This window comes from Anaerovibrio lipolyticus (assembly GCF_021531495.1).
In the GTDB taxonomy this organism is placed as follows: Bacteria; Bacillota; Negativicutes; order Selenomonadales; family Selenomonadaceae; genus Anaerovibrio.
Map to the genome: position 1 here is coordinate 1 of NZ_JADYTY010000022.1, position 22,626 is coordinate 22,626.

The following is a 22,626-nucleotide window of genomic DNA, read 5'->3' on the forward strand; positions in this document are numbered from 1 at the left end:
CCAGCAGGGCTAGACGAATATAACAATTCTTATCCGTCCAATATTTAGCTACATCCCTCTCCTGTTCATGTATGACATTGTCATCGGCTTTATACTGTGATTTCGCTATTGCATCAACAAGAGCTTCTGGCTTGATTACCTCTCGTCCATCAAAAAGTGTGCCATTAACTATATCCGAAAAAACATCATTATACGCTTCGAAATTTTTCTGCGTAATATCCTTTTGTCCCATCAACACCAGACCTTTCCTATATTATCGCAAATTAGAAAATCCAAATCAAGTTGATACTAAAAAATGTGATACAGTAAGTAATTTCTCATCCTTGCACCTCCCACTATTTTATTTATGGACAACAAAAAATCCTTTGCAAAAATAAACTTACAAAGGATTTATATATTTATTATTCGACAATATTTTCCAATCTCCTGCTTGAATAGCAATAATTTTGATTTGTCGCTGTCGAAAACTTTTGATATACCTATATATTCATCGTATTTTTCTAATTGCAAGATGGTTGTAGCAAAATATACACGAGATTATGAAAAAAACAACCTTCCTGAAAATTGCAGGAAGGTCGTCTTAATGGTTTGTTTTACAATGATATATTACAGATTAATGGTGTCGATGATCTGCTTCAGGGCATCGGCAGATTCCTTAAGCTTTGCGGTTTCCTCAGCGTCCAAATTAACTGGGATAGCAGTTTCAATACCATCTGCACCTACAATGGCAGGCATGCTCAGGCAAATGCCGTCAATATCGCAAGCACCGTGAATCATATGAGATACAGGCAGAATGGACTTCTCGTCTCTCATAATAGCTTCGCAGATTCTCTTTACAGACATGGCAATACCATAGTAGGTAGCATGCTTCTTGTTGATGATTTCATAAGCACTGTTCTTAACAGATTCAGCAATTTCCTCGGTATTTTCCTTATGCTTAAAATGACCGCGCATTTCGCACATGGTGCTCAAAGGCACACCGGAAACATTGGCGGAGGACCAGGTTACAACCTCGCTGTCACCGTGCTCGCCAACAATAAAGGCATGAACGCTGCGGCTGTCTACAGACAAATGCTCTCCTAGCATATATCTCAGTCTAGCAGTATCCAGTACAGTACCAGAGCCGATTACTCTGTTTTCAGGCAGGCCGGACAGCTTGATAGCAACCTGAGTAAGAATATCTACAGGGTTAGCAACAATCAGCAGAATACCGGCAAAATTTCTCTTGGCAATCTCTGGAATAATGGACTTGAAGATGCCTACATTCTTATTTACCAGATCCAATCTGGTCTCGCCAGGCTTCTGACCTGCACCAGCAGATACAATGATAATGCCAGCATCTGCTACATCATCATAATCGCCAGCATATATCTTCATAGGGCTGGCAAATGGAATACCGTGGCTGATATCCATTGCTTCGCCTTCAGCCTTGGCCTTATCGGCATCAATCAGGACAATCTCTGTAAATAAGCCGCTTTGCATCAGGGCAAATACAGATGCAGATCCAACAAAGCCGCAACCGATCATGACAGCTTTCTTGGCGTTGATAGTTTTTTTCTCCATATTAATCTCCTCCATTAAAAAATCTGTACATTAGCTAGCTTCCTAATGTACATTTTGGGTAAAGCATTTATCTATCTGAGGTTTGAAAACCGCAAATATTCCTTCCACGTATCCCTTACTATCTCATGGCAGAAATAGTCCCTATATAAAATTGTATATGCAATAGTTTTATATGTCAAGAAAAATGGCAAACTTAAATAATTGTACAGCAAAAATAGTTTCAGTTTTATTTTATAACCTAATGCCTGTCAGACTTTGAAAAGCATATTCCTGTCCTGGGAATTTTACAAAAAATTTACATTACCCTTACATTGGATTTTACATTAAGGCGGTACTATATAGGATAAGGAAATAAAAGGCATAATTGTGTATTTGGGAGGAATTATTGATGCATACTATCGTAGATGTTGGTTCTAATACCGTTAGAATGAATGTATATGATGTTAAGGATGGGAAGCTGAAGCTGCTTTTTAGCAAAAAGGAAACCGTGGGTCTGGCTTCTTATGTAAGGGGACAGTATATGTCTGCGGCGGGTATTGAAAAGGTTATCAGCGTATTGGAGGAATTTAAGGATGTACTGAACAATCTCAATATTCATGAAATGCGTGTCTTTGCTACTGCTGCTCTGCGTAATGTTAAGAACAGCCAGGAGGCGGTGGAGGAGATTAATCGCCGTACTGGCTTGCAGGTGCAGGTAATTTCCGGCCGAGAGGAAGCAGAGCTGGATTTCTTGGGGGCAGCTATTGAAAGCAATATTAAGAAGGGACTGCTGGTGGATATTGGTGGCGGCAGTACGGAACTGGTTGCCTACAAGGATGGCAAGATTAAAAGTGCAGTCAGCATCGCCAAGGGTTCTCTGAATAGTTATAACAAATATGTTAAGGGTATTCTGCCGACCAAGGAAGAACGGAAATCCATCAAGAAGGATTTTGTAGAAAAGCTGGAGGGGCTGCAGGCCTTTGAGGGTAAAAATAAATATAAGCTGATTTGTGGTGTAGGGGGTACAGTTCGGGCCGCCTTGAAGCTGGATAAGCTGTTCTTTGGCAAAAGCACGGCGGAAAATCTCCTGCCTGTTTCTCATATTGGCTATATTATTAAATCTATGGAGCAGAAGGACAATCGGGAAAAGTTTATACAGAATATGAGTGTTCTGCTGGATGTAGTGCCGGATCGTATTCGCACCATTATGCCTGGTATGATTATTCTCTATGCCATTGCCAAGAGATTTAAGTGCGAGATGATTATGGTGGCTCAGACCGGCGTGCGGGAAGGATTTATGTATAACTATGTACTGTCAGAGAAAGGACAGGTGCCAGTCAATGAGTAAGACTTTGCAGCTGGAGGACAAGAAGCTGATGACAGCCTATACCCAGAATAGGGAGCTGTCCTGGTTGAAATTCAATAAGCGCGTGCTGGAGGAGGCTGATGATAGCACGGTGCCTCTTTGCGAGCGGTTGAAATTTGTGGAGATTTTTACCAGCAATCTGGATGAATTCTTTATGGTTAGGGTAGGCAGTCTGCTGGGCTTGGAAGCTATGGATCCGAAAAAGCGGGATAATAAAAGCATGATGACTGCTACGGAACAGCTTCATGCTATTTTTGACAAGGTGGGGGAGCTGTATATTCAGAGAGATAGGGTTTTTGCCTATCTTCGCCGCAAGCTGTTGGAAAAAGGCATTGGCCATGTAGATATTCATGAGCTGTCCAAAAAGCAGTATGAGGAGTTGGAAACCGTTTTTCAGGATTGTATTCTACCGGTGCTGTCCCCTCAGATTATAGATAAGCATCATCCTTTCCCTCATTTGGATAATAAAAAGCTGTATATATCTGCTATTCTCAAAGGAAAGAAAAAGCTGATTTTTGGTATTATTCCTTTGCCTGACAGCGTGAGCCGGGTAGTATATCTCTCCAAGGACAAGACGGAATTTGTTCTGCTGGAAGATATTATTGAGGAGTTTGTAGACAAGATTTTTACCGGCTATCCTGTGCTGGACAAGGCGGTTTTTGCCATTACTAGAAGTGCAGAAATCAATCTGGAGGAGGAAGAGGCTGGTGACTATCTGGAAGCTATGAAACAGGCCATCCGCAAGCGGCGGCACCTTACCCCTGTGCGTTTAGAAATCCGCAGTCAGGGCAAGTCTATTATTTCCGAGTATCTGATTGATAGATACAAGATTTTGCCAGAGCAGGTATTTAGCACTACGGCTCCTTTAACTATGGATTATGTTTATGGCCTAGAAAACAATATAACAGAAACCTTGAAGCAGGAACTGTATTATACCCCTTATACACCTGTAGGCTTGGAGGAAAAATTCCATTTGGAGGAGGGAGAAACCCTCTTTAATTTGGTAAAAAAACAGGATGTGCTGCTACGTTATCCTTACGATGATTTTGGTATTCTTCTTCAGCTGTTGAAGGAGGCGGTGTACAATCCTAATGTACTGTCCATTCGTATTACCATTTATCGAGTTGGCAAGGGCCATGTGAAGCTAATGAATTATCTGATGGTGGCAGCAGAGCTGGGCAAGGATGTAACTGTGCTGCTGGAGCTGAAGGCGAGATTTGACGAGGCCAACAATATTAGCTGGGTTAATGGACTGCGGGAGGCAGGCTGTAAGATTCTTTACGGTTTTGACAAATATAAGGTTCATGCCAAGCTGTGTCAGATTACCTATCGGGAACCAGAGGAAAACGGGGTAAAATATATTACCCATATTGGTACTGGTAATTTCAATGCCAAAACCGCCAAGCTGTATACGGATTATGCCCTGCTAACGGCGGATGATGCTATTGGCAGAGATGGTTCCATGTTCTTCCGTAATATGGGCATTGGCAATTTGTGGGGCGAGTATCAGCAGCTGCTGGTGGCCCCTATCAGCCTAAAAAAGACCTTGCTAGAGCTGATACAAGAGGAGATTACCAAGGCGAAAAATGGGCAGGAAGCCTATATCCTGCTGAAAATGAACTCCCTGACGGATAGACAGCTGATTGATGCTTTGTATCAGGCTGGTCAGGCGGGCGTTCGGGTGGATATGATTGTGCGGGGCATTACCTGCCTGGTGCCAGAACGTCCTGGCTTAACAGATAATATTCACATTCGCAGTATTGTTGGTAGATTTTTGGAGCATTCAAGGGTATTCTGTTTTGGCCGGGGAGATGCTATGAAGATGTATATTGCCTCAGCTGACTGGATGACTCGCAATACAGAAAACCGGGTTGAGGTAGCGGCTCCGGTTCATGATGCTGGCCTTAAGCAGGAAATCTGGGATATGCTGGAAATGCAGCTGGCAGACAATACCAAGGCGAGAAATATAGATGCAGATGGGGAATATTATATGCCTCCTGTACAGCCTGGGGATACTTTGATTAATGCCCAGGAGTATTATATTAACAAGCGTTAAAGCATATATTGCCAAAAAACATATTTTGCTGTATAACTAGGGCAATAAAAATATTTTGAGAGGGGTTAGGCTGTTGATTTACTGTGTTGAAGATGATGATAGCATTAGGGATTTGATGCTGTATACCTTGAAGGCCTCAGGTTTTCAGGGACAGGGGTTTTCTGAGGCTGAGTCGTTTTGGCAGGCTCTGGCCAAGGAAAAGCCTGAGCTAGTTATGCTGGATGTAATGCTGCCGGGAGAGGATGGTATTTCCATCTTGAAAAAGCTGCGAGGTAATGTAGCTACGGCAGGTATTCCTGTGATTATGGCTACTGCCAAGGGCACAGAATACGACAAGGTATTGGGATTGGATTCTGGTGCTGATGATTATCTGGCCAAGCCCTTTGGCATGATGGAAATGGTGTCCAGAATCAAGGCGGTGCTGCGGCGCAGTAAATCGGAGCCGGCTGCCAAGCTCCTTTCCTTTGGGGGCGTGTCCATGGATCCAGAGCAGCATTTGCTTATGGTGGATGGCCAAAGGCTGGAATTGCCATTGAAGGAGTTTGAGCTTTTGCGGTTGTTTATGGAGAATCCAGGCATGGTCTTTAGCCGGGATAGACTTCTAAGCAGTGTTTGGGATACTGACTATATGGGAGAAACCCGTACTGTAGATGTGCATATCAGCAGTCTTCGTACTCATTTGGGAGAATGGGGCAAGGCTATTCATACGGTGCGCAGTGTAGGATACAGGCTGGAGGTTCCCCATGCTTAAGCACAAGAGCAGTATCATCATTACCGCCTTGATAGCTTTTGTTATTGCCCTGGCCTTGATTGTAGCTACTATGTACAGTTATTTCGCCAATGTACAGCGACAGCAGTTGAGGACAGAAACAGAAATGGCATCTCTGGCAGTGAATAGCCAACAGCTGCGGTATTTGGAAAGTCTGCCCAAGGGTGACTATCGAATCACTTGGATTTCGGCCAATGGACAGGTTCTTTATGATAGCGAAAAAGCATCTGATGAGTTGGAAAATCATCTGGCTCGGGAGGAGGTAAAAATAGCTCTGATTAGGGGCTATGGAGAATCTCAGCGCTATTCCGGCACCATGCTGACCAGAATGTTGTATTCGGCGCAGAAGCTGCAGGATGGCTCTATTCTTAGATTAAGTATGCCTCAGCATACGGTGTTGAAGGTTATCTGGGATATGGGCTTGCCCATTGGTATTATTCTGCTGTTGGTAATATGTTTTTCTATGATTATATCCGCTAAGGAAACTCAGAAGGCCAATCAGGAGGAAAGCGAGGCCATGCGGCGGGAATTTACAGCCAATGTTTCCCATGAGCTGAAAACTCCCCTTCACTCCATTTCTGGTTATGCGGAGCTAATGAAAAACGGCATGGTTATGGAGCAGGATATGGGTTATTTTGCTGACAAAATCTACAGCGAAGCTCAGCGGATGATTAGATTGGTGCAGGATATTATTGTGTTGTCCCGCTTGGACGAAGGGCAGGAGAATACTACCCGTTCCCCTGTAAACCTATATAGTGTGGCGGAAGCTGCGGTAAATAGTCTGGAGCATATGGCGGAGGAAAATCAGGTTGCTGTGGAGCTAATCGGCCAGCAGGTGGTTATGGAGGGTATTCCTCAGTTGATTAACAGCATGGTCTATAATATTTGTGAGAATGCTATTAAATATAATAGGCCTGGGGGCAGTGTGGTTATTCAGGTGGCAGAATTTTCCGGCCATCCTCGTATTTCCGTGCGAGATACGGGGATTGGCATTCCTAAAAAGGATAGAGCCAGAATTTTTGAGCGATTCTATCGTGTGGATAAAAGCCACTCCAAGGAAGTAGGAGGCACCGGCTTGGGGCTTTCCATTGTGAAACACGCTGCCAAGCTGCACAATGCGAAGCTGGAGGTAGACAGCGTTGTGGGAGAGGGTACCCTGATGGTAGTAAAATTCTAAATTTTTTTCTCAGAAAAGAGGGTTTTGCTAAGAAATGGCGAATAGAGAACTATAGAAACTGATGAGGAGTTAGAAAGGGGATTATGTTAAATGGCCACAAATGAGGATCAGAAGTTTTTGGTGAATGAAATTGCTTCTTCTGTAAAGGAATTATATAAGGAATTAGAGAGCTTTGCTCAGATGGCAGAGGACTTTTCTAGTGCAGGTAAATCCTATGTGGAACAGTCTAAGCTGTTGAAGGAGAAGAATACGGAAACATTGAAGGCAATTAGCCTGATTACTGATATTGCGGAGGAAACCAACCTGCTGAGCTTGAATGCTTCTATTGAGGCAGCTAGAGCTGGCGAGCAGGGCAGAGGCTTTGCTGTCGTAGCAGAGGAGGTTCGCAAGCTGGCAGAGCAGTCCAGAGCGGCTACAGAAAGTATCAAAAAGACCTTGACTGATATGAACAAGGCTGTAAATGATATTGCCCAGTCTGTTAGCACTATTGAAGCTATTGGCCAGCAGCAGGCTCAGAGCACTAGACAGATTACGGATAATCTTGGCAAGGTAAATTCTGCTGCCGACGATTTGAAGAAGATTATGTAAATTTTGTTTAGAATATCCTGCAGTGTAGCGATGTTTTTCATGAAGGCGCCAGGCCTGCCTCTGAATAAGGTGGCTGATGACGGTGCAGCATTACAATATTTCCTCGCTGCAGGATATTTTTATTAGTGTGGTAATTTATATGATAAAGGTAAATAGCCTCGGAGAGGAATATCTCGGAGGTTTTTTCTGTTTTGGAATTAAGGCTGGAAATTTGAAATTTTTGAGAATAGGGTGATAAGAATGGCAGAGCAGAGATTACAGGAACAGGAGCCTCAGGTGCATAAAAGGCGGGTGCGGTACAAGGGGAAATATCCTCGGAAATTTAGCGAGAAATACAAGGAGCTGAATCCAGAAAAATACGGTGAGGCAGTGTCCCATGTTATCTCCAAGGGCAATACCCCGGCAGGAATGCATATACCTATTATGGTGGAGGAGATATTGGAGGTGCTGCATATCCAGCCGGGAGAGCAGGGCTTTGATGGTACTCTTGGCTATGGCGGTCATACCAGGGCCATGCTGGATAAGCTGCAGGGACAGGGCCATCTATATAGCGGGGATGTAGATGCTATAGAGGAGGCCAAGACGGAGGCCAGATTAAGAGCTGCCGGCTATGGGGCGGATATTTGGACTCCCAAGCTAATGAACTTTGCGGAAATAGATAAACTGGCTGCGGAAGTAGGGGGCTTTGATTTTATTTTGGCGGATTTAGGGGTATCCTCCATGCAGATTGACAATCCGGAAAGGGGTTTTTCCTACAAGGCAGAGGGACCTTTGGATTTGCGGTTAAATTCACAGGCTGGGATTTCGGCAGCCCAGCGGTTAAAGGAGCTGGACAAGGAGTCCTTGGCTGGTATGCTGGTGGAAAATGCAGACGAGCCTTATGCTGAGGAAATTGCCAGACAGATATACAATACTCTGCACAAAAAGAAAAAGCCTATTGATACTACCACTGCCCTTCATGAGCAGATTGTGGAGGCTCTGTCCAAGGTTAAGCTGCCACCTGAGGAGGACGGAAAAATGCTGGTCAAGAAAAGCAGTGCCAGAGTTTTTCAGGCTCTGCGTATAGATGTGAATCATGAATATGAGGTACTTTACGAATTTATGGAAAAACTGCCGGAGGCGCTTCGTACCGGAGGCAGGGCGGCCATTCTTACCTTCCATTCCGGGGAGGACAGAATTGTGAAAAAAGCATTTCAGGCTTTTCACCGGGCAGGTATCTATAGTGATGTAGCCAAGGAGGTTATTAAGCCTAGTCGGGAGGAGTGTTTCCGCAATTCCCGCGCTCATTCCACTAAGCTGCGCTGGGCGATAAAAGCTTAATTAAAATCAATAATGATAAAAGTTCTCAAAAAGTAGTTGAAAATAATTATCAACTGTAGTATAGTATATATAGGGTTGAGAATAAATCTCAATTACAAAGAAAGAGGGAACTTATGGGCAAGGAAAAATTAGATTTTTGCTGGCTCAGCATTGTGCCCCTACCCTGGCTGGCCTGAAGGCAGCCAGCATGGTGGTCTTAGGCTGTACGGCGATTGTTCCAGTGCTATGATAATTGTATTCGACAGGCTTGTCAGGGATTAGAGAATGGTGTTAGTTTGCAGGCCATGATACATAAGGCGATGTAAGAGTAAAGGAGTGGTTTATTGATGAAGTTGGCAATTGTTTATTGGAGCGGTACAGGTAATACAGAGGCTATGGCTAATGCTATGGCGGAGGGAGCCAAGGAGGCTGGGGCAGCAGTGGATTTGCTGTCTGTGGATGAGTTTAATGTAGATAAGCTGGCGGATTTTGACGGGGTGCTTTTTGGCTGTCCTGCTATGGGCAATGAGGTGCTGGAGGAAGCTGAGTTTGAGCCAATGTTTGCCGAGTTGGAGGCCAAGCTGGCGGGAGTGCCAGTAGGCTTATTTGGTTCCTATGGCTGGGGCAGCGGGGAATGGATGGCAGATTGGAAGAAACGCTGCGGCGACGATGGAGCCAAGGTCTATGGGGATGGCGTTATTATTAATGACGTGCCTGACGAGGATGGATTGCAGCAGTGCAGGGAGTATGCCGCTGGGTTTGTGAAAAATGCTCTAAAAGCGATATAACAGTACCCTTTCAGGCACGCTCTCGCTACTTTTCTCGCCTAGCGGTACTAAGCTCTCATGAGGCAATTCGTGGCTGGCGCCCCGAAAGCTCATGAATCGCTAAGGACCGAGGCGCGAAGAGTACCTATGCAGTGTACTGTTATACCGCCTATCAGCGTATTCACAGTGGCTTTACTATTGATGTATTTTTAAAATTTTATAGACAAATTAAGGCCTTTGCGGGGACAAACCGCGGGGCTTTTTTTGATGGGGAAATTAATTCCGTTATTTTTAGTCAGAATTATTGACTTTTTGTATGACATACTCGTATAATATGTGTAGTTAATTCCGAGTAATTTAATCAGAATTTAGATATATAGGAGTGTGTATGATGAGCAATAAGCTTTTGGAGATTAAGAACCTGCATGCTGGTGTGGCAGGCAGAGAGGATAAGGGTGAGATTTTGCAGGGGTTGGATTTGGCGATTGCCCCTGGTGAGATTCATGTTATTTTGGGGCCTAATGGCTCTGGTAAATCTACCTTGATGAATGTGATTATGGGACATCCCAAGTATCAGGTGGTAGAGGGTGAAATGAAGTTTGAGGGAGAGGATTTGCAGGCGCTGAAAACTTTCGAGCGGTGTCGCAAGGGTATTTTTCTTTCCTTTCAGAATCCAGAGGAGATTCCTGGTATTACCGTGGAGAATATGCTGAGAGCTTCCAAGCAGGCTGTGAGTGGTGCTCCTGTGAAGATTATGAAGTTCCGCAAGGAGCTGAAAGCTGCTATGGAGGAGCTGCAGATAGATCCAGCCTATGCTAAGCGCTACATGAATGTAGGTTTTTCCGGTGGTGAGAAGAAGCGGAATGAGATTTTACAGCTTTTGCTGTTGAATCCCAAACTGGCTTTGCTGGACGAAACTGATTCCGGTTTGGATGTGGATGCGGTGCAGATTGTGTCCAGCGGTGTGCGGAAATTCCACAATGAAAACAATGCCTGTCTGATTATTACCCACAATACCCGTATTTTGGAGCAGCTTTCTGTGGACAAGGTTCATGTGCTGTTGAGTGGCAAGATTGTGGAGGAAGGCGGCCCTGAGCTGATTCAGAAGATTGACAAGGAGGGCTTTGGCTTTATCCGTCGGGAGTTGGCTGAGGAAGCCGGAGAGAATTGAGGTAGGAATTATGGAAAGCAAAAATAAAACCTTTGTTGATGATATAGAGCGTACCCTCTATGATATTCGCAATGAGGACCATTCTGCCTACAAATCTCAAAAGGGGCTTACCGAAGATGTAGTGCGGGATATATCGGCCCGGAAACATGATCCCCAGTGGATGCTGGAACGGCGCTTGCAGGCTTTGGAGGTATATAACCACATGGGACTGCCTACCTGGGGGCCGGATTTATCTGAGCTGAATATGGATGAGATTGTTACCTATGTACAGCCTAATACCAAAATGGCTGGCAAATGGGAGGATGTACCGGAGGATATCAAATCCACCTTTGATCGTTTGGGTATTCCAGAGGCAGAGCAAACTTCTCTGGCAGGCGTAGGCGCTCAATATGATTCTGAGGTAGTATATCACAGTATTCAGGAAAATCTTACCAAGCAGGGTGTGGTGTATACCGATATGGAAACCGCCCTGCGAGAGCATGAGGATCTGGTGAAGGAGCATTTTATGAAGCTGGTTCCCCCTAAAGACCACAAATTTGTTGCTCTCCATGGAGCAGTATGGTCTGGCGGATCCTTTGTTTATGTACCAGAGGGAGTTCATGTGGACATTCCTTTGCAGTCCTATTTCCGTTTGAATGCGGCGGGGGCTGGCCAGTTTGAGCATACCCTGATTATTCTGGAAAAAAATGCCAGCCTGCATTTTATTGAGGGCTGCAGTGCACCAAAATACAATGTAACCAATCTCCATGCTGGCTGTGTAGAGCTGTATGTAGGCGAGGGTGCCAGACTGCGTTATTCCACCATTGAAAACTGGTCTAAGAATATGATGAACCTCAACACCAAGCGAGCCTTGGTGGAAAAGGATGGCATTATTGAATGGGTGTCCGGTTCCTTTGGTTCCCATGTGTCCATGCTTTATCCTTGCAGTATTCTCCACGGAGAAAATGCCCGCTGTGAATTTACTGGTGTAACCTTTGCTTCCAAGGGGCAGAATCTGGACACTGGTGCCAGCGTGATTCACGCAGCACCTCACACCTCTGCCAATATCAGCACCCGTACTATTTCCAAGGCGGGAGGCAAGGCTACCTATAGAAGTGCGGTTAAGGTTACGCCTAATGCCCATCACGCCAAATGCTCCGTTAATTGCGAATCCCTGATGCTGGATGATCTGTCCCGGTCTGATACCCTGCCGGTTATGGATATTCAGGGAGATGAGGCGGATATTGGCCATGAGGCAACTATTGGCCGTATTAGCGAGGAAGCCGTATTCTACCTTATGTGCCGGGGCATTAGCGAGGAGGAGGCTAGAGCCATGATTGTGCGTGGCTTTGTTGAGCCTATTGCTAAGGAACTGCCTTTGGAATATGCGGTGGAAATGAACAATCTGATTAACATTGAGCTAGAAGGCACAATGGGTTGAGAAAGCGTGAGGTAAAAAATGGCAGAAAAGATTTATAGTGAAATCCCAATGCGTACCTGGCGCTGGTTGGGAGTAAATGAGGCCAAAGCAGATGAGGCTGTTTTGGCTATAGATAATGGCCGGCAGGAGCTGGTGGTGCCAGCAGGAGAAAGCCGTCAACTGACAGTGGTTTATCGTCAGGCTGGTGAGGGACAGGTGCAGGTAAAGGTGGAAAAGGGTGGATTTTTGAAGCTGACCACTGTACAGCTGCTGCCTGTAGATGCTCAGGGCGCCAGCAGTGTACAGGTGGAGCTGGCGGATACAGCAGAGCTGGAAGCTGTGGCTGTAGAGGCTGGCAGTGCCAAATCCCTGGCCAAAATGGAGGTTAATCTGGCAGGCAATGAGTCCAAGGCCAATGTGTATGTACTGTATTTTGGTCATGGTGCCAGCCAGCTGGATATGAATTATGTGCTGGTTCAGCAGGGAAAAAATACAGAGGCTAATCTTCATGTTTATGGTGCTTTGCTGGGAGAGGCCAACAAAATTTTCCGTGGTACCTTGGATTTTCGTCATGGTTCCAAGGGTTCCAAGGGATATGAGAAGGAAGAAGTGGTGGTGCTTTCCTCCAAGGTGCGGAATCGCAGTGTGCCTCTGATGTTATCTGCTGAGGATGCAGTGGAGGGCCATCATGCTGTTTCCATTGGCAAGATTGATGAAAACAAGCTGTTTTATCTTATGAGCCGGGGCTTGGATATGCAGGAAGCCCGCCGTTTGGTGGTGGAAGCTGCCTTTAATCCTGTGCTGGATAGAATTGAGGACAAGGACTTGTATCAGGAGCTGGATGAATACATAAAGGAGGGATTGGCTGATGAGTGAGGTTAAGAATTACAAAAATGATTTTCCCCTGCTGCAGAGGAAGATGCACGATAAGCAGATAGTTTATCTGGACAATGGCGCTACTACCCAGAAGCCGGAAAAGGTAATTCAGGCCATGTGCAGCTATTATGGCGGCTGTAATGCCAACCCCCATAGAGGGGCCTATGAGCTTAGTGTGCAGGCAACGGATATTTACGAAAATGCCAGAGCCAAGGTGCAGAAGTTTATCAATGCCCAGCATAGCCATGAGATTATCTTTACCAAGAATGCTACGGAATCTCTTAACCTCATTGCCTATAGCTATGGCATGAGCCATATTCAGGCTGGGGACGAGGTGGTAATTGCCATTTCTGAGCACCACAGCAATCTGGTGCCTTGGCAGCAGATTTGCCAGCTCAAGGGCGCGGTGCTGAAATACATTTATCTGGAAATGGATGGGAATCTGTCCCAGGAGGATATTGCCAGCAAGATTACAGAGAAAACCAAAATAGTAGCTGTGGCTCAGGTTTCCAATGTACTGGGACTGGTAAATCCAGTGGCGGAAATTGCCCGCAAGGCACATAGTGTAGGGGCAATCATGGTAGTGGATGGCTCCCAGTCAGTGCCCCATATGGCTGTGGATGTCCAGGCCTTGGATGCAGATTTCTTTGTTTTCTCCGGTCACAAAATGCTTTCCCCTATGGGCATTGGCGTTCTCTACGGCAAGGAAAGACTGCTGAATGATATGCCACCATTTCTCATGGGTGGGGATATGATTGACTATGTGGAGGAACAGCAGACAGAGTTTGCTCCTTTGCCAGCCAAATTTGAAGCCGGTACCCAGAATGTAGGCGGTGCTGCCGGCCTTATCGCTGCCATTGAATATTTGGAGCAGGTAGGCTTTGATTATATTGAGCAGGTGGAAAAGGATTTGGTAAATTATGCCCTGCCTAAGCTAAAGGCTATGCCTTATATTGAGCTTTATGGCTGTGATTCTACCTTGTATAACAAAACCGGCATTATTACCTTTAATGTGCAGGATGTACATCCTCATGATGTGGCTACCATTCTGGATGCTCAGGGGGTGGCCATTCGGGCAGGTCATCACTGTGCCCAGCCTTTGATGCAGTATCTGGGACAGAATGCCACCTGCCGAGCCAGCTTTTATTTCTACAACACCAGAGAGGATGTAGACCGTTGGCTGGAGGCCTTGTCCAAGGTAAGGGGGGTGCTGGGTTATGCTGAATGAGCTGGATAGTATCTATACAGAGTTAATCGCAGAGCATAGCCGTTCCACGGAGAACAAGCATCATCTAAAGCTGCCTACGGTGGTACAAAAGGGGCGGAATCCTAGCTGTGGTGATGAAATAACCTTGGAGCTGCAGGTGGAGGAGGGTAAAATCAAGGATGCCTCCTTTACTGGGGTAGGTTGTGCCATCTCTCAGGCTTCTACCTCCATTATGATTGACCTGATTAAAGGGGAGTCAGTGGAAAAGGCTCAGCATTTGGCAGATTTGTTCCTAAAGATGATTAAGGGAGAAATAACCGAGGATGATGAGCTGGAGGAACTGGATGAGGCTATGGCGCTGAAAAATATTTCCCATATGCCAGCCAGAGTCAAATGTGCCGTTCTCTCTTGGCGGACTTTGCTGGAAACTTTGAAAACTAAATAACTGTATATAAAACAGCTGTCACGCAGGGTGGCTTCAGTGCCTACCAGCTCTGGCCAGTATCCTTTTTGTATGTTAATGTCAATTGCCTATGTCTATTCACGGAATATATTGCAGATTCACGGATTTAATTTGTTAAAATGTCCGCCGTGGGAGGATGAGGTACTAGAGGCTTTGCATCCATATTTTTTTCTTGAATACCACAAAAGTTATCAGCAAGCGGATAACCTCCTCCAGAGATAGAATCAGGTAGGTATATGCTATAGGCATATTCATTACGAAGGCAGCCCAATAGCCCAGTGGTACACCAAAAATCCATGTGCCAATTAGGTCAATCCACATTATTAGCTTTGTTCTGCCACCGCTTCGGATAATACCTCCGCCTAATATCATATTTAGTACCTTTATTGGCGCTATCAGGGCAAAGACAAAAAGAATATGGCTGGCTGTGGTCTTGGTAATGGCTTCTACAGCATAAATGTTTATATAGAGGTCTTTTGCTGTCATAAGCAGAGCAGAAAGCATAAGGGAGGCTAGTAAACCATAGAAAATAAGCTGGCGGGAATGGTGATAGGCCTCCTGATAATTTCCTTTGCCAAGGGATTTGCCAATCAGGATGCCGGCGGCTTGGGCAAGACCGCTTAAGGCACCTATAAGCAGGCCTTGAATGGGTGTGGTTAAGGTCATGGCGGCACAGGCAATGGTTCCCATATGTCCATAAATAGAGGTGTAGACATTTTCCCCTAGACTCCACATAAATTCTGTTATTAGCATGGGCAGCAGAATCAGCAGATATTGATAGTATTCATGGCGGTTTAGGTTTAGAGAGAAGCAGAAGTGCTGTCCCTTTTGATGATAGCTGATAAAAAAGCCTGCTAGAATCAGGAAAAAATTAGCAAATTGAGTTAATAAAGTAGCTATGGCAGCACCTTCTACTCCCATAGATGGGCAGCCAAGCTTACCAAAAATAAGGATGTAGTTTAAGACAGTATTTATAATGGCGGCAACAAGGCTGGCGTAAAGGGGAAGGGTGGCCTTTTCCATACAGCGAAGCATGGTGGATAGCAGGGTTGCTCCTGCCACAGGCAAAAAGGTAAGAGCTGTTAAGCGAAGATAAGAGGAGGCCGCGGAGCACATTTCTTTATCTTCGGTATAGATACCCATAATGGATTCAGGCAGGGCTAGGCAGGCCATAGTAAAGCCTAGAGCTAGCAGCAAAGCAATGGCAAGATTTAAGGAAAGACTTCTGTCCACCAGTTCCTTGGCTTGTTTGCCCATATATTGAGCAATCATAATGCCGGCAACAGCAGCAATGGCTGATACTACTACCTGATATATGGAGGAAAATTTGCTGGCAATTCCTACGGCGGCAATACTGATACTGCCTAGCTGGCCTATCATAATCTGATCCACGATACTAAATGAGGATTGCAGCATGGATTGCAGAGCTACGGGGATGGCGATATTATAAACTGTTTTTATAAAGGTGCAGTTTGTGCTCATGGTAATTCACTCCTTCTTAAAATATACTCATATTTTAAGATAAAAGTTAATAAAACACAATAGGTTAAACGTGTAACCCTTTATAAAATTTTGACAGAACTACAACTGCTTTAAGGGAGCAGTGCTGTTGCGAGGTATGAGCTGTACAGGCAGTATTATAGGTGAAGCAACAGGTTCTCTCTGTATAAGACTTTTTAGGGCTGTTAGAGCATGGCTGGCTCTGCTGGCAGCATCTTGCCTTACACTGGTTAAGGTAGGTACAATCTGTTGACAGATTGGCGTATCGTCAAAACCTGCTAGAGAGATATCTTGAGGAATCTTCAATTCTTTTTCCTGGACAAACTGCATAAAATCTATAGCATAGTAATCAGAAACAGCAAAAACCGCCGTATGCTCCTTTATATATGAAAGCTGTTGTTCATAAAATTCCCGACGCTGAATTTTGGAGGGGGGAATAATTAGCAAATCCGTATTTTCTCCGCCAAAACCATCTTGGAAGCCTTGTATGCGTTGAGCGTCCATGCAGATATTATTGTCAGAAATACATAAAGCCCTTTTGTGGCCTAGCTGTTTAAGATGTTGGCCGACCTGTTTTCCACCATCGTAGTCATTGATTGTTAAATGACAAAGTCCCTGCTGTTCCAGCTCCTGGGTATAGAAGCCATCGTAAACCACAAAGGGAATCCGCATGAACTGCCGCAGATGACTGTATTCATCCTGACAAAAGCCGATGATAATCATACCCTGCATATTCCACATAGAGGCAAATTTGACAATATCTGTCAGATTGGTGGTGGTTTTCAGCATCATGAAGCGATGGGCTTTTTCGATTTCTCTTGATAAGGCGTTTAGGGAAGAAGCGATGAAAGGATCTTCCAAAACGCGGCCTTCGTATTTGCTGTGGGCATTGATAATCACACCTATAATGGGAGAATCGTTTTGAGCCAGCAGCAGACCGGCCATGCTGGGAATGTATTGACGCTCTTCCAAAAGCTTTTGCACTCTCTTAACTGTGGCATCAGAAATCTTTTTTGTTTTTCCATGAATAACATTGGATACTGTTGCTGTGCTGACACCTAGCTCTTTGGCAATATCCACAATACGAACTTTTTGCATGATTTTACTCCTATTTCCCTTAGGTGGGCTGGATTCAAGTCTTTTAACTATAGATAAAGAACTAAAGAGATAAATAATTTTGTATACGAGAAAAGGGTGGAAAAAATTCCACCCTGCTCGACGGTTATATGACGTACGCCGCAATCAAAGAATAAGTGCGGGAAAACGGCGAGGCCATTTCTTTAACCTGAAAATAGTATAGTATTTTATTCCTACTTTGTCAAGAAAAATGTATGACAATAATTATTATTTTTCGATGATTTTTTCCGGATAAGGTCGATTTTATATACAAATGTGCATATATAATGGACTAGGAACGTGAACAGTGATTTTTGTATACAAAATCATTGTATAAATATTCATATCGAGATTTATGACCGCAGAAAATTTTCTTAGCCTGTGTAAGGTCCAATGACGAAGAAATTGGCTGTGGCCTTGCAACATACCTGTCCTTGATCGTCCACAATCTCTGTTTCGCAGACCAGGGTTTTGCGTCCATTATGAATAATTTTTCCCGTAGCCTGTATAGTAGTACTCTCTGGTACGGCCTTGACAAAATACATATTCATGGACTGTGTAACAACCTTTTTGTTGACTGAGAGGCAGGTAGCTCCCATAGTGGTATCTGCCAGACTTGCCAAAGCTCCTCCATGAGTAATATGATAAAAATTTGAAAGCTGATTTTGAGCTTTCATAGATAGAGTAACCTGTCCAAATTGGATTTTTTTTAATTGTATCCCTAGCAATTGTACGAAGGGATTGTTGTTATAGAAGTTATTTAGATGCTCTGAAAAATCGGGATTAGTTGTAGATGTCATAGAAAGAACCTCCTTTAAGATGTTAAAAAGGCGAACAGTGCCCGGACAAGAAAAAATTTTTTCAAAAATTTTTCCAGAAATTGACCAGGATTCATGATTTATTATACCATAATTTTTATTTATATAATGCCTGAAAGATTGGTTTTTTGGCTTGTGTATTATGTGGAAATTTTGGAGCTAAAAACAAGAAAACATGATGACATGTGCCATAACAGAAAAGTGCTTTCTGGGAAGCCTGGGAAGGCAACCTGAAGGAAGAACCTGCCTATTATGGTTTTGTCATCATGTTTTGATAGTTAAAGGAAAATTATTTGGCTAAATTTGTCTGAAATTATTTTACATTCATGGACAAATCAATAAACATATTAGCCATCTTTACCTTCTGGAGTATCTCCTCGGTAACAACATCCCCTGTTTTGGCCAGAACAACACCAGTAGCGGAAACAATATCCTTGGTTACAGTCTTGCCTAACAGGAAACGGCGATGACGCTCCTCAGTGGCTTTGTCTGCCATCTGAGCGGCAGCATCAACGGTCTTTGGAGTCTCAGTCTTAGGAGCTTCCTTAACCTGTGGCTTTGGAGCCTCAGCCTTTGGAGTCTCGGTCTTAGGGGCTTCCTTAACCTCAACCTTAGGAGTCTCAACCTTAGGAGCTTCTTTAACCTCAACCTTTGGAGCCTCGGCCTTAGGAGCTTCCTTAACCTCAACCTTTGGAGCCTCGGCCTTAGGAGCTTCCTTAACCTCAGCCTTTGGAGCCTCGGCCTTAGGAGCTTCCTTAATTTCAGCCTTTGGAACCTCAGTCTTAGGGGCTGCTACAGCTGGAGTCTCAACAGGAGCTATAATTTCAGTTTTTTTTTCAAAATCGGAGTCAATAACAGTAACCTGCTTACCGAAGATGGAAATCTGCTCAGAAACAATCTCGGAAATACTGCCGTCGCGGCCTTCGATTTCGCATTTCTCAATCTTGCCGTTATCGCCAATGTAGATTTCAACTACCTTGCCCTGAATGGTACCGGACTTGGTGATGGCCTTGGTGCCAATAATCTTGATGTTGGCATCCATCATAGCCTCATAGTCACCAGCATCCTCCAAAGTAAGGATGTTTTCGCTGTTGGTAATTGTTACGGCATCCTCGCCGATAGCAATTACAGAGGAATATGGCAGCAGCTTAACGCCTCTGTACCAATCCTCATCCTCAATGGTAATAGCAGCAACACTGCCGTTTGGAGCATCTATGAGCAAAGATTTGCTCATACCAAGCTCCCGGCCTTCAGTAATACTGATTACTGGCAAGCCAATAATTTCAACACTTTTTTTCATGGGAATTCCTCCTGAAAATATATTAAGGTGTAGCTTCCATTCTAATCCTCAGGGGATTGGGTGGAAACTGCACTATGGGAAATTGACTTAAGTTGGGCTAAGTAATTCTGGAAATTCTGCTGGTAGGCAGGACTTTCCTGAATTGCTGGAATGTCCATAGCATTATGGACACAATCAATGGCTTCCTGATATCTGCCCTGAGATTTGTACAGGTTAACCATATCTATAATGATAAAAGGAGCATAATCGTCGTTGCGATATTGCTCTAAGGCTGTGCTGTAGGCTAAAAGAGCCAGCTCATAAGCCCCTGCTCCAGTCTGGGCAAAGCCAAAGTCCAAAAGGGCATCCATAGAATCCAGTCCTTCTGGCAAAGTAGGCAGAGGTGCCTCCACAGCCTGCTGGACTTCGGCCGTGGTTTCAGGTTCTTCTGTCACTTCGACTTCGGCCGTGGTTTCAGGTTCTTCTGTCACTTCGACTTCGGCCGTGGTTTCAGGTTCTTCTGCCACTTCGACTATTGTTTCAGGTTCACCTGTCACCTGAGTGATCTCATTATCTTCACTAGGGGCACCATGAACAGCCAATCTGCTACGCCTGTATAACAAGTACTTATTATAGCAGGTTGTGCCGGTGGCTGCAAAAATAATCATTGCGCCTAATATATAATAGTAGGTTTTTGTCAAAAAAGGATTTACCCTGATGGCCATAAAGTTGATAATCAGGGCGGAAACGCCACATAGTACCAAGGCAGAAAGAGAAATATCTGCTCCCAGCTTGCGGGCTATTTTATAAATGGATATAATGCAGACCGACATAATGGAGGCTGCTATTACAAAAAATTCCAAAATACACACCACGATTTATTATATCATATGACAGATTTATAAACTTGCCAAATTTCACTAAAAATATTATAACAAAAAACTTCATTTCATGATACTTAAATTTCGTTTTACATTATTTTTTTTTGTTTGTATTGTTTTTCGCTTGCAAATATCACACAATACTTGTACAATAATACAGCAGATAAATTTTCGCTAGAAATTTTCATTTCAGTGGCAAAATTCACTCGCCGTAAAAAATGCCAAGATTTTTTATTAAAAAGCAGGGAATTTTGTATTGATGTCGAAATAAAACAGTAGCGAAAGTATTAAACTATATTTACAGTATAGCACAAATCAAGAAATGAGGGGTAAAAATGCGCGAAGAAAATTTCACAGTTGTTAATGCTCAGGGTCTCCATGCACGTCCAGCAGGACAGATTGCCAAGGAGGCAAGAAACTTTAAGTCCAAGGTAACCTTGTCTGTAGCTGCTACCGGCAAGAAGGCTGATGCAAAGAGCTTGATGGGTATCATGACTCTCCAGGCTAAGAACGGTACTGTAGTTACCATTACTGCAGATGGTCCTGATGAGAATGAGGCTATTGAGAAGTTCGGCGGCATGTTCAAATCCGGTTTCGGCGAAGACTAATTAGTAAAAGGGCGGAAGGACGGATATATTATGCCAGAAAAAATGCAGGGAATGGGTGCCATTCCAGGAGTAGGAATCGGCTATATTATGAAGGCTGGTCAGGCACTGGATGGCTATTTGGCTGCGTATCAGCCAGGTACAGTGGAAGAGGAGCTGGAGAAGCTAGATAGTGCTGTAGCCGAGGTGGCAGATATTCTGGAAAAGAGCGTTGAGCAGATGCGTGCCGTAGGTCATGATGAGCAGGCCAATATTATGGAGGCTCATTTGTTCTTGGCACAGGACCCAATGCTGACAGACGGCATGACTGATAAGGTTCAGGAGATGGGGAATGCACCAGCAGCTATTTTGGCATCTGCTGCTGAGTCTGCCAAGATTTTCCAGTCTATGGACGACGAGTATCTTCGTGAGCGTGCAGCGGATGTATTGGATGTAAGTAAGCGTATTGCGGGCAAGATTCTTGGCATCAAGGAGCCGGAAGTTGGCGACAGGATGGTAATCCTCTGTGGTTATGAGGTAGAGCCTTCTGTTATTGCTTCTGTTCCAGATGATAAGATTGCTGGTGTTATTATGGGACAGGGGAGCACCACCTGTCACGCAGTAATCATTGCTAAGTCAAGAGCTATTCCTACTGTTGTAGGTATGGAGCACAGACTTGACGCTATTCCAGAGGGTGCGTTTGTTATTATTGATGGACATACCGGCGATATTTTCGTAGATCCTGATGAGGAGACTATCAAGGAGTACGAAGCAAAGCTGGCTAAGCAGAGAGCTGATGAGGAGCGTTATGCTGCTCTGAAGGATTTGCCTGCAGTTACCAAGGATGGAGTAGAGGTTCAGCTGGCTGCTAATATTGGCAGTCCTAATGATGCTGAGAATGCTGCCAAATATGGTAACAAGGGTGTAGGTTTGTTCCGTTCTGAGTTTGTATTCATGGGCCGTGAAGATATTCCGTCCGAGGAAATGCAGTTCGAAAGCTATAAGAAGGCTGTAGAGGCCTGCAATGGCGAGCTGTGTGTTATTCGTACTATGGATATTGGCGGTGACAAGCCATTGCCTTATTTGAATATTCCACATGAGGATAATCCATTCCTGGGTTATCGTGCTATTCGTATCAGCTTGAACCGTAGAGATTTGTTTATGCCTCAGCTGAAGGCAATTCTGCGGGCTGGTGTTTATGGCAGGGCTGCTATTATGGCACCTATGATTGTTAGTGTGGATGAGATTCTGCGTCTTCGTTCTTTTGTTCGTGAAGCTATGCAGGAGTTGGAGGATGAGGGCAAGGAGTACTCCAAGACTGTTCAGCTGGGTATTATGGTTGAGACTCCAGCCGCAGCAGTTATGACACCAATTTTTGCCAAGTATGTTGATTTCTTCAGCATTGGTACTAATGATTTGGTTCAGTATACCCTGTCTGTAGACCGTGTAAACCCTAATGTTGGGTATCTCTACAATCATTTTCATCCAGCTGTGTTGCAGCTGATTCAGCGTACCATTAAGTCCGCTTCTGACCGTGGCATTTGGTCTGGTATGTGCGGCGAGATGGCTAGTGATCCATATGCAGCAGTTATTCTGATGGCAATGGGTATTAGTGAGCTGAGCATGAGTGCTCCTTCTATTCCACGGGTAAAGGAAATGCTCCGTTCTGTAACCTATGAGGAGGCTCAGAAGCATCTGGCCAAGGTTATGGAAATGGAAACTGGCGAGCAGGTACTGAAGTATTTGCATGAGGCTTTGACTCACTAAG

The 22,626-nt window shown here is 44.5% G+C and carries 22 protein-coding genes; 15 read left to right on the top strand and 7 right to left on the bottom strand.

All coding sequences use genetic code 11. From position 1 onward, the window contains the following. Together I6E26_RS08035 and I6E26_RS08040 are read right to left on the bottom strand one after the other, a co-directional pair. Positions 1–232, bottom strand: a 232-nt coding sequence (locus I6E26_RS08035) for a hypothetical protein (protein ID WP_235321336.1), incomplete at its 3' end; no start/stop codon positions are given. 374 nt (positions 233–606) lie between these two features. Further along, positions 607–1,563, bottom strand: a complete 957-nt coding sequence (locus I6E26_RS08040; protein WP_235321337.1) for an L-lactate dehydrogenase — start codon at positions 1,561–1,563, stop codon at positions 607–609. Between the two features lie 388 nt (positions 1,564–1,951). Between I6E26_RS08040 and I6E26_RS08045 the strand changes: the two genes are divergently transcribed. From I6E26_RS08045 to sufU, 13 genes are all read left to right on the top strand, one after another. Further along, positions 1,952–2,890, top strand: coding sequence for a Ppx/GppA phosphatase family protein (locus tag I6E26_RS08045; RefSeq protein ID WP_235321338.1), 939 nt, complete (start codon positions 1,952–1,954; stop codon positions 2,888–2,890). Continuing rightward, complete coding sequence (gene ppk1 / locus I6E26_RS08050; RefSeq protein ID WP_235321339.1) at positions 2,883–4,964, top strand: polyphosphate kinase 1; 2,082 nt, start codon at positions 2,883–2,885, stop codon at positions 4,962–4,964. The genes I6E26_RS08045 and ppk1 overlap by 8 nt, the downstream gene beginning before the upstream one ends. A 73-nt stretch (positions 4,965–5,037) precedes the next feature. After that, a complete protein-coding gene (locus I6E26_RS08055; RefSeq protein WP_235321340.1) occupies positions 5,038–5,715 on the top strand; it encodes a winged helix-turn-helix domain-containing protein in 678 nt (225 codons plus the stop codon). Next, positions 5,708–6,910, top strand: a complete 1,203-nt coding sequence (locus I6E26_RS08060) for a sensor histidine kinase (RefSeq protein WP_235321341.1) — start codon at positions 5,708–5,710, stop codon at positions 6,908–6,910. Before I6E26_RS08055 ends, I6E26_RS08060 begins: the two co-directional genes overlap by 8 nt. A gap of 90 nt (positions 6,911–7,000) precedes the next feature. After that, positions 7,001–7,498 carry a methyl-accepting chemotaxis protein gene (locus I6E26_RS08065; protein WP_328228053.1) on the top strand — a complete coding sequence of 166 codons (498 nt, stop codon included), beginning with the start codon at positions 7,001–7,003 and terminating at the stop codon, positions 7,496–7,498. A gap of 240 nt (positions 7,499–7,738) precedes the next feature. Continuing rightward, positions 7,739–8,818 carry a 16S rRNA (cytosine(1402)-N(4))-methyltransferase RsmH gene (gene rsmH, locus I6E26_RS08070; RefSeq protein WP_235321342.1) on the top strand — a complete coding sequence of 360 codons (1,080 nt, stop codon included), beginning with the start codon at positions 7,739–7,741 and terminating at the stop codon, positions 8,816–8,818. 136 nt (positions 8,819–8,954) lie between these two features. Then, positions 8,955–9,047 carry a DUF3793 family protein gene (locus I6E26_RS08075; protein ID WP_235321343.1) on the top strand — a complete coding sequence of 31 codons (93 nt, stop codon included), beginning with the start codon at positions 8,955–8,957 and terminating at the stop codon, positions 9,045–9,047. A 97-nt stretch (positions 9,048–9,144) separates the two neighbouring features. Next, entirely contained in the window at positions 9,145–9,585 is a 441-nt protein-coding gene (locus I6E26_RS08080; protein WP_442862514.1) for a flavodoxin, read from the top strand. Positions 9,586–9,955: 370 nt separating this feature from the next. Next, complete coding sequence (sufC, locus tag I6E26_RS08085) at positions 9,956–10,735, top strand: Fe-S cluster assembly ATPase SufC (protein ID WP_235321345.1); 780 nt, start codon at positions 9,956–9,958, stop codon at positions 10,733–10,735. Between the two features lie 10 nt (positions 10,736–10,745). After that, the gene (gene sufB / locus I6E26_RS08090; RefSeq protein ID WP_235321346.1) at positions 10,746–12,155 is read left to right on the top strand and encodes a Fe-S cluster assembly protein SufB; all 1,410 of its coding nucleotides are present in this window, start codon (positions 10,746–10,748) and stop codon (positions 12,153–12,155) included. Positions 12,156–12,173: 18 nt separating this feature from the next. After that, positions 12,174–13,010, top strand: coding sequence for a SufB/SufD family protein (locus tag I6E26_RS08095; RefSeq protein ID WP_235321347.1), 837 nt, complete (start codon positions 12,174–12,176; stop codon positions 13,008–13,010). Continuing rightward, positions 13,003–14,238 (top strand): cysteine desulfurase, encoded by a 1,236-nt coding sequence (locus I6E26_RS08100; RefSeq protein WP_235321348.1) that lies wholly within the window; start codon positions 13,003–13,005, stop codon positions 14,236–14,238. Before I6E26_RS08095 ends, I6E26_RS08100 begins: the two co-directional genes overlap by 8 nt. Then, positions 14,228–14,662, top strand: a complete 435-nt coding sequence (gene sufU, locus I6E26_RS08105) for a Fe-S cluster assembly sulfur transfer protein SufU (protein WP_235321349.1) — start codon at positions 14,228–14,230, stop codon at positions 14,660–14,662. Before I6E26_RS08100 ends, sufU begins: the two co-directional genes overlap by 11 nt. A 162-nt stretch (positions 14,663–14,824) precedes the next feature. On the opposite strand, the gene I6E26_RS08110 is transcribed toward sufU, so the two are convergent. From I6E26_RS08110 to I6E26_RS08130, 5 genes are all read right to left on the bottom strand, one after another. Beyond that, positions 14,825–16,162, bottom strand: coding sequence for an MATE family efflux transporter (locus I6E26_RS08110; protein WP_235321350.1), 1,338 nt, complete (start codon positions 16,160–16,162; stop codon positions 14,825–14,827). Between the two features lie 99 nt (positions 16,163–16,261). Beyond that, complete coding sequence (locus I6E26_RS08115) at positions 16,262–17,278, bottom strand: LacI family DNA-binding transcriptional regulator (protein WP_235321351.1); 1,017 nt, start codon at positions 17,276–17,278, stop codon at positions 16,262–16,264. 392 nt (positions 17,279–17,670) lie between these two features. After that, positions 17,671–18,096 (bottom strand): PaaI family thioesterase, encoded by a 426-nt coding sequence (locus tag I6E26_RS08120; RefSeq protein ID WP_235321352.1) that lies wholly within the window; start codon positions 18,094–18,096, stop codon positions 17,671–17,673. Positions 18,097–18,427: 331 nt separating this feature from the next. Beyond that, complete coding sequence (locus I6E26_RS08125; RefSeq protein ID WP_235321353.1) at positions 18,428–19,414, bottom strand: PRC-barrel domain-containing protein; 987 nt, start codon at positions 19,412–19,414, stop codon at positions 18,428–18,430. 41 nt (positions 19,415–19,455) lie between these two features. Then, on the bottom strand, positions 19,456–20,256 hold the full coding sequence (locus tag I6E26_RS08130) for a hypothetical protein (protein ID WP_235321354.1): 801 nt from the start codon (positions 20,254–20,256) through the stop codon (positions 19,456–19,458). Positions 20,257–20,609: 353 nt separating this feature from the next. On the opposite strand from I6E26_RS08130, the gene I6E26_RS08135 reads away from it, so the two are divergent. Beyond that, on the top strand, positions 20,610–20,882 hold the full coding sequence (locus tag I6E26_RS08135; RefSeq protein WP_235321355.1) for an HPr family phosphocarrier protein: 273 nt from the start codon (positions 20,610–20,612) through the stop codon (positions 20,880–20,882). A gap of 30 nt (positions 20,883–20,912) precedes the next feature. Next, positions 20,913–22,625, top strand: a complete 1,713-nt coding sequence (gene ptsP, locus I6E26_RS08140) for a phosphoenolpyruvate--protein phosphotransferase (protein ID WP_235321356.1) — start codon at positions 20,913–20,915, stop codon at positions 22,623–22,625. Position 22,626: the final 1 nt, after the last annotated feature.

Coding starts and splice junctions, on each gene's coding strand:
- I6E26_RS08045 (WP_235321338.1), top strand. CDS start 1,952: ATGCATACTATCGTAGATGTTGGTTCTAATACCGTTAGAATGAATGTA.
- I6E26_RS08120 (WP_235321352.1), bottom strand. CDS start 18,096: ATGACATCTACAACTAATCCCGATTTTTCAGAGCATCTAAATAACTTC.
- ptsP (WP_235321356.1), top strand. CDS start 20,913: ATGCCAGAAAAAATGCAGGGAATGGGTGCCATTCCAGGAGTAGGAATC.
- I6E26_RS08100 (WP_235321348.1), top strand. CDS start 13,003: ATGAGTGAGGTTAAGAATTACAAAAATGATTTTCCCCTGCTGCAGAGG.
- I6E26_RS08110 (WP_235321350.1), bottom strand. CDS start 16,162: ATGAGCACAAACTGCACCTTTATAAAAACAGTTTATAATATCGCCATC.
- I6E26_RS08040 (WP_235321337.1), bottom strand. CDS start 1,563: ATGGAGAAAAAAACTATCAACGCCAAGAAAGCTGTCATGATCGGTTGC.
- sufU (WP_235321349.1), top strand. CDS start 14,228: ATGCTGAATGAGCTGGATAGTATCTATACAGAGTTAATCGCAGAGCAT.
- rsmH (WP_235321342.1), top strand. CDS start 7,739: ATGGCAGAGCAGAGATTACAGGAACAGGAGCCTCAGGTGCATAAAAGG.
- I6E26_RS08080 (WP_442862514.1), top strand. CDS start 9,145: ATGAAGTTGGCAATTGTTTATTGGAGCGGTACAGGTAATACAGAGGCT.
- I6E26_RS08115 (WP_235321351.1), bottom strand. CDS start 17,278: ATGCAAAAAGTTCGTATTGTGGATATTGCCAAAGAGCTAGGTGTCAGC.
- I6E26_RS08095 (WP_235321347.1), top strand. CDS start 12,174: ATGGCAGAAAAGATTTATAGTGAAATCCCAATGCGTACCTGGCGCTGG.
- I6E26_RS08060 (WP_235321341.1), top strand. CDS start 5,708: ATGCTTAAGCACAAGAGCAGTATCATCATTACCGCCTTGATAGCTTTT.
- I6E26_RS08125 (WP_235321353.1), bottom strand. CDS start 19,414: ATGAAAAAAAGTGTTGAAATTATTGGCTTGCCAGTAATCAGTATTACT.
- I6E26_RS08135 (WP_235321355.1), top strand. CDS start 20,610: ATGCGCGAAGAAAATTTCACAGTTGTTAATGCTCAGGGTCTCCATGCA.
- sufC (WP_235321345.1), top strand. CDS start 9,956: ATGAGCAATAAGCTTTTGGAGATTAAGAACCTGCATGCTGGTGTGGCA.
- I6E26_RS08065 (WP_328228053.1), top strand. CDS start 7,001: ATGGCCACAAATGAGGATCAGAAGTTTTTGGTGAATGAAATTGCTTCT.
- ppk1 (WP_235321339.1), top strand. CDS start 2,883: ATGAGTAAGACTTTGCAGCTGGAGGACAAGAAGCTGATGACAGCCTAT.
- sufB (WP_235321346.1), top strand. CDS start 10,746: ATGGAAAGCAAAAATAAAACCTTTGTTGATGATATAGAGCGTACCCTC.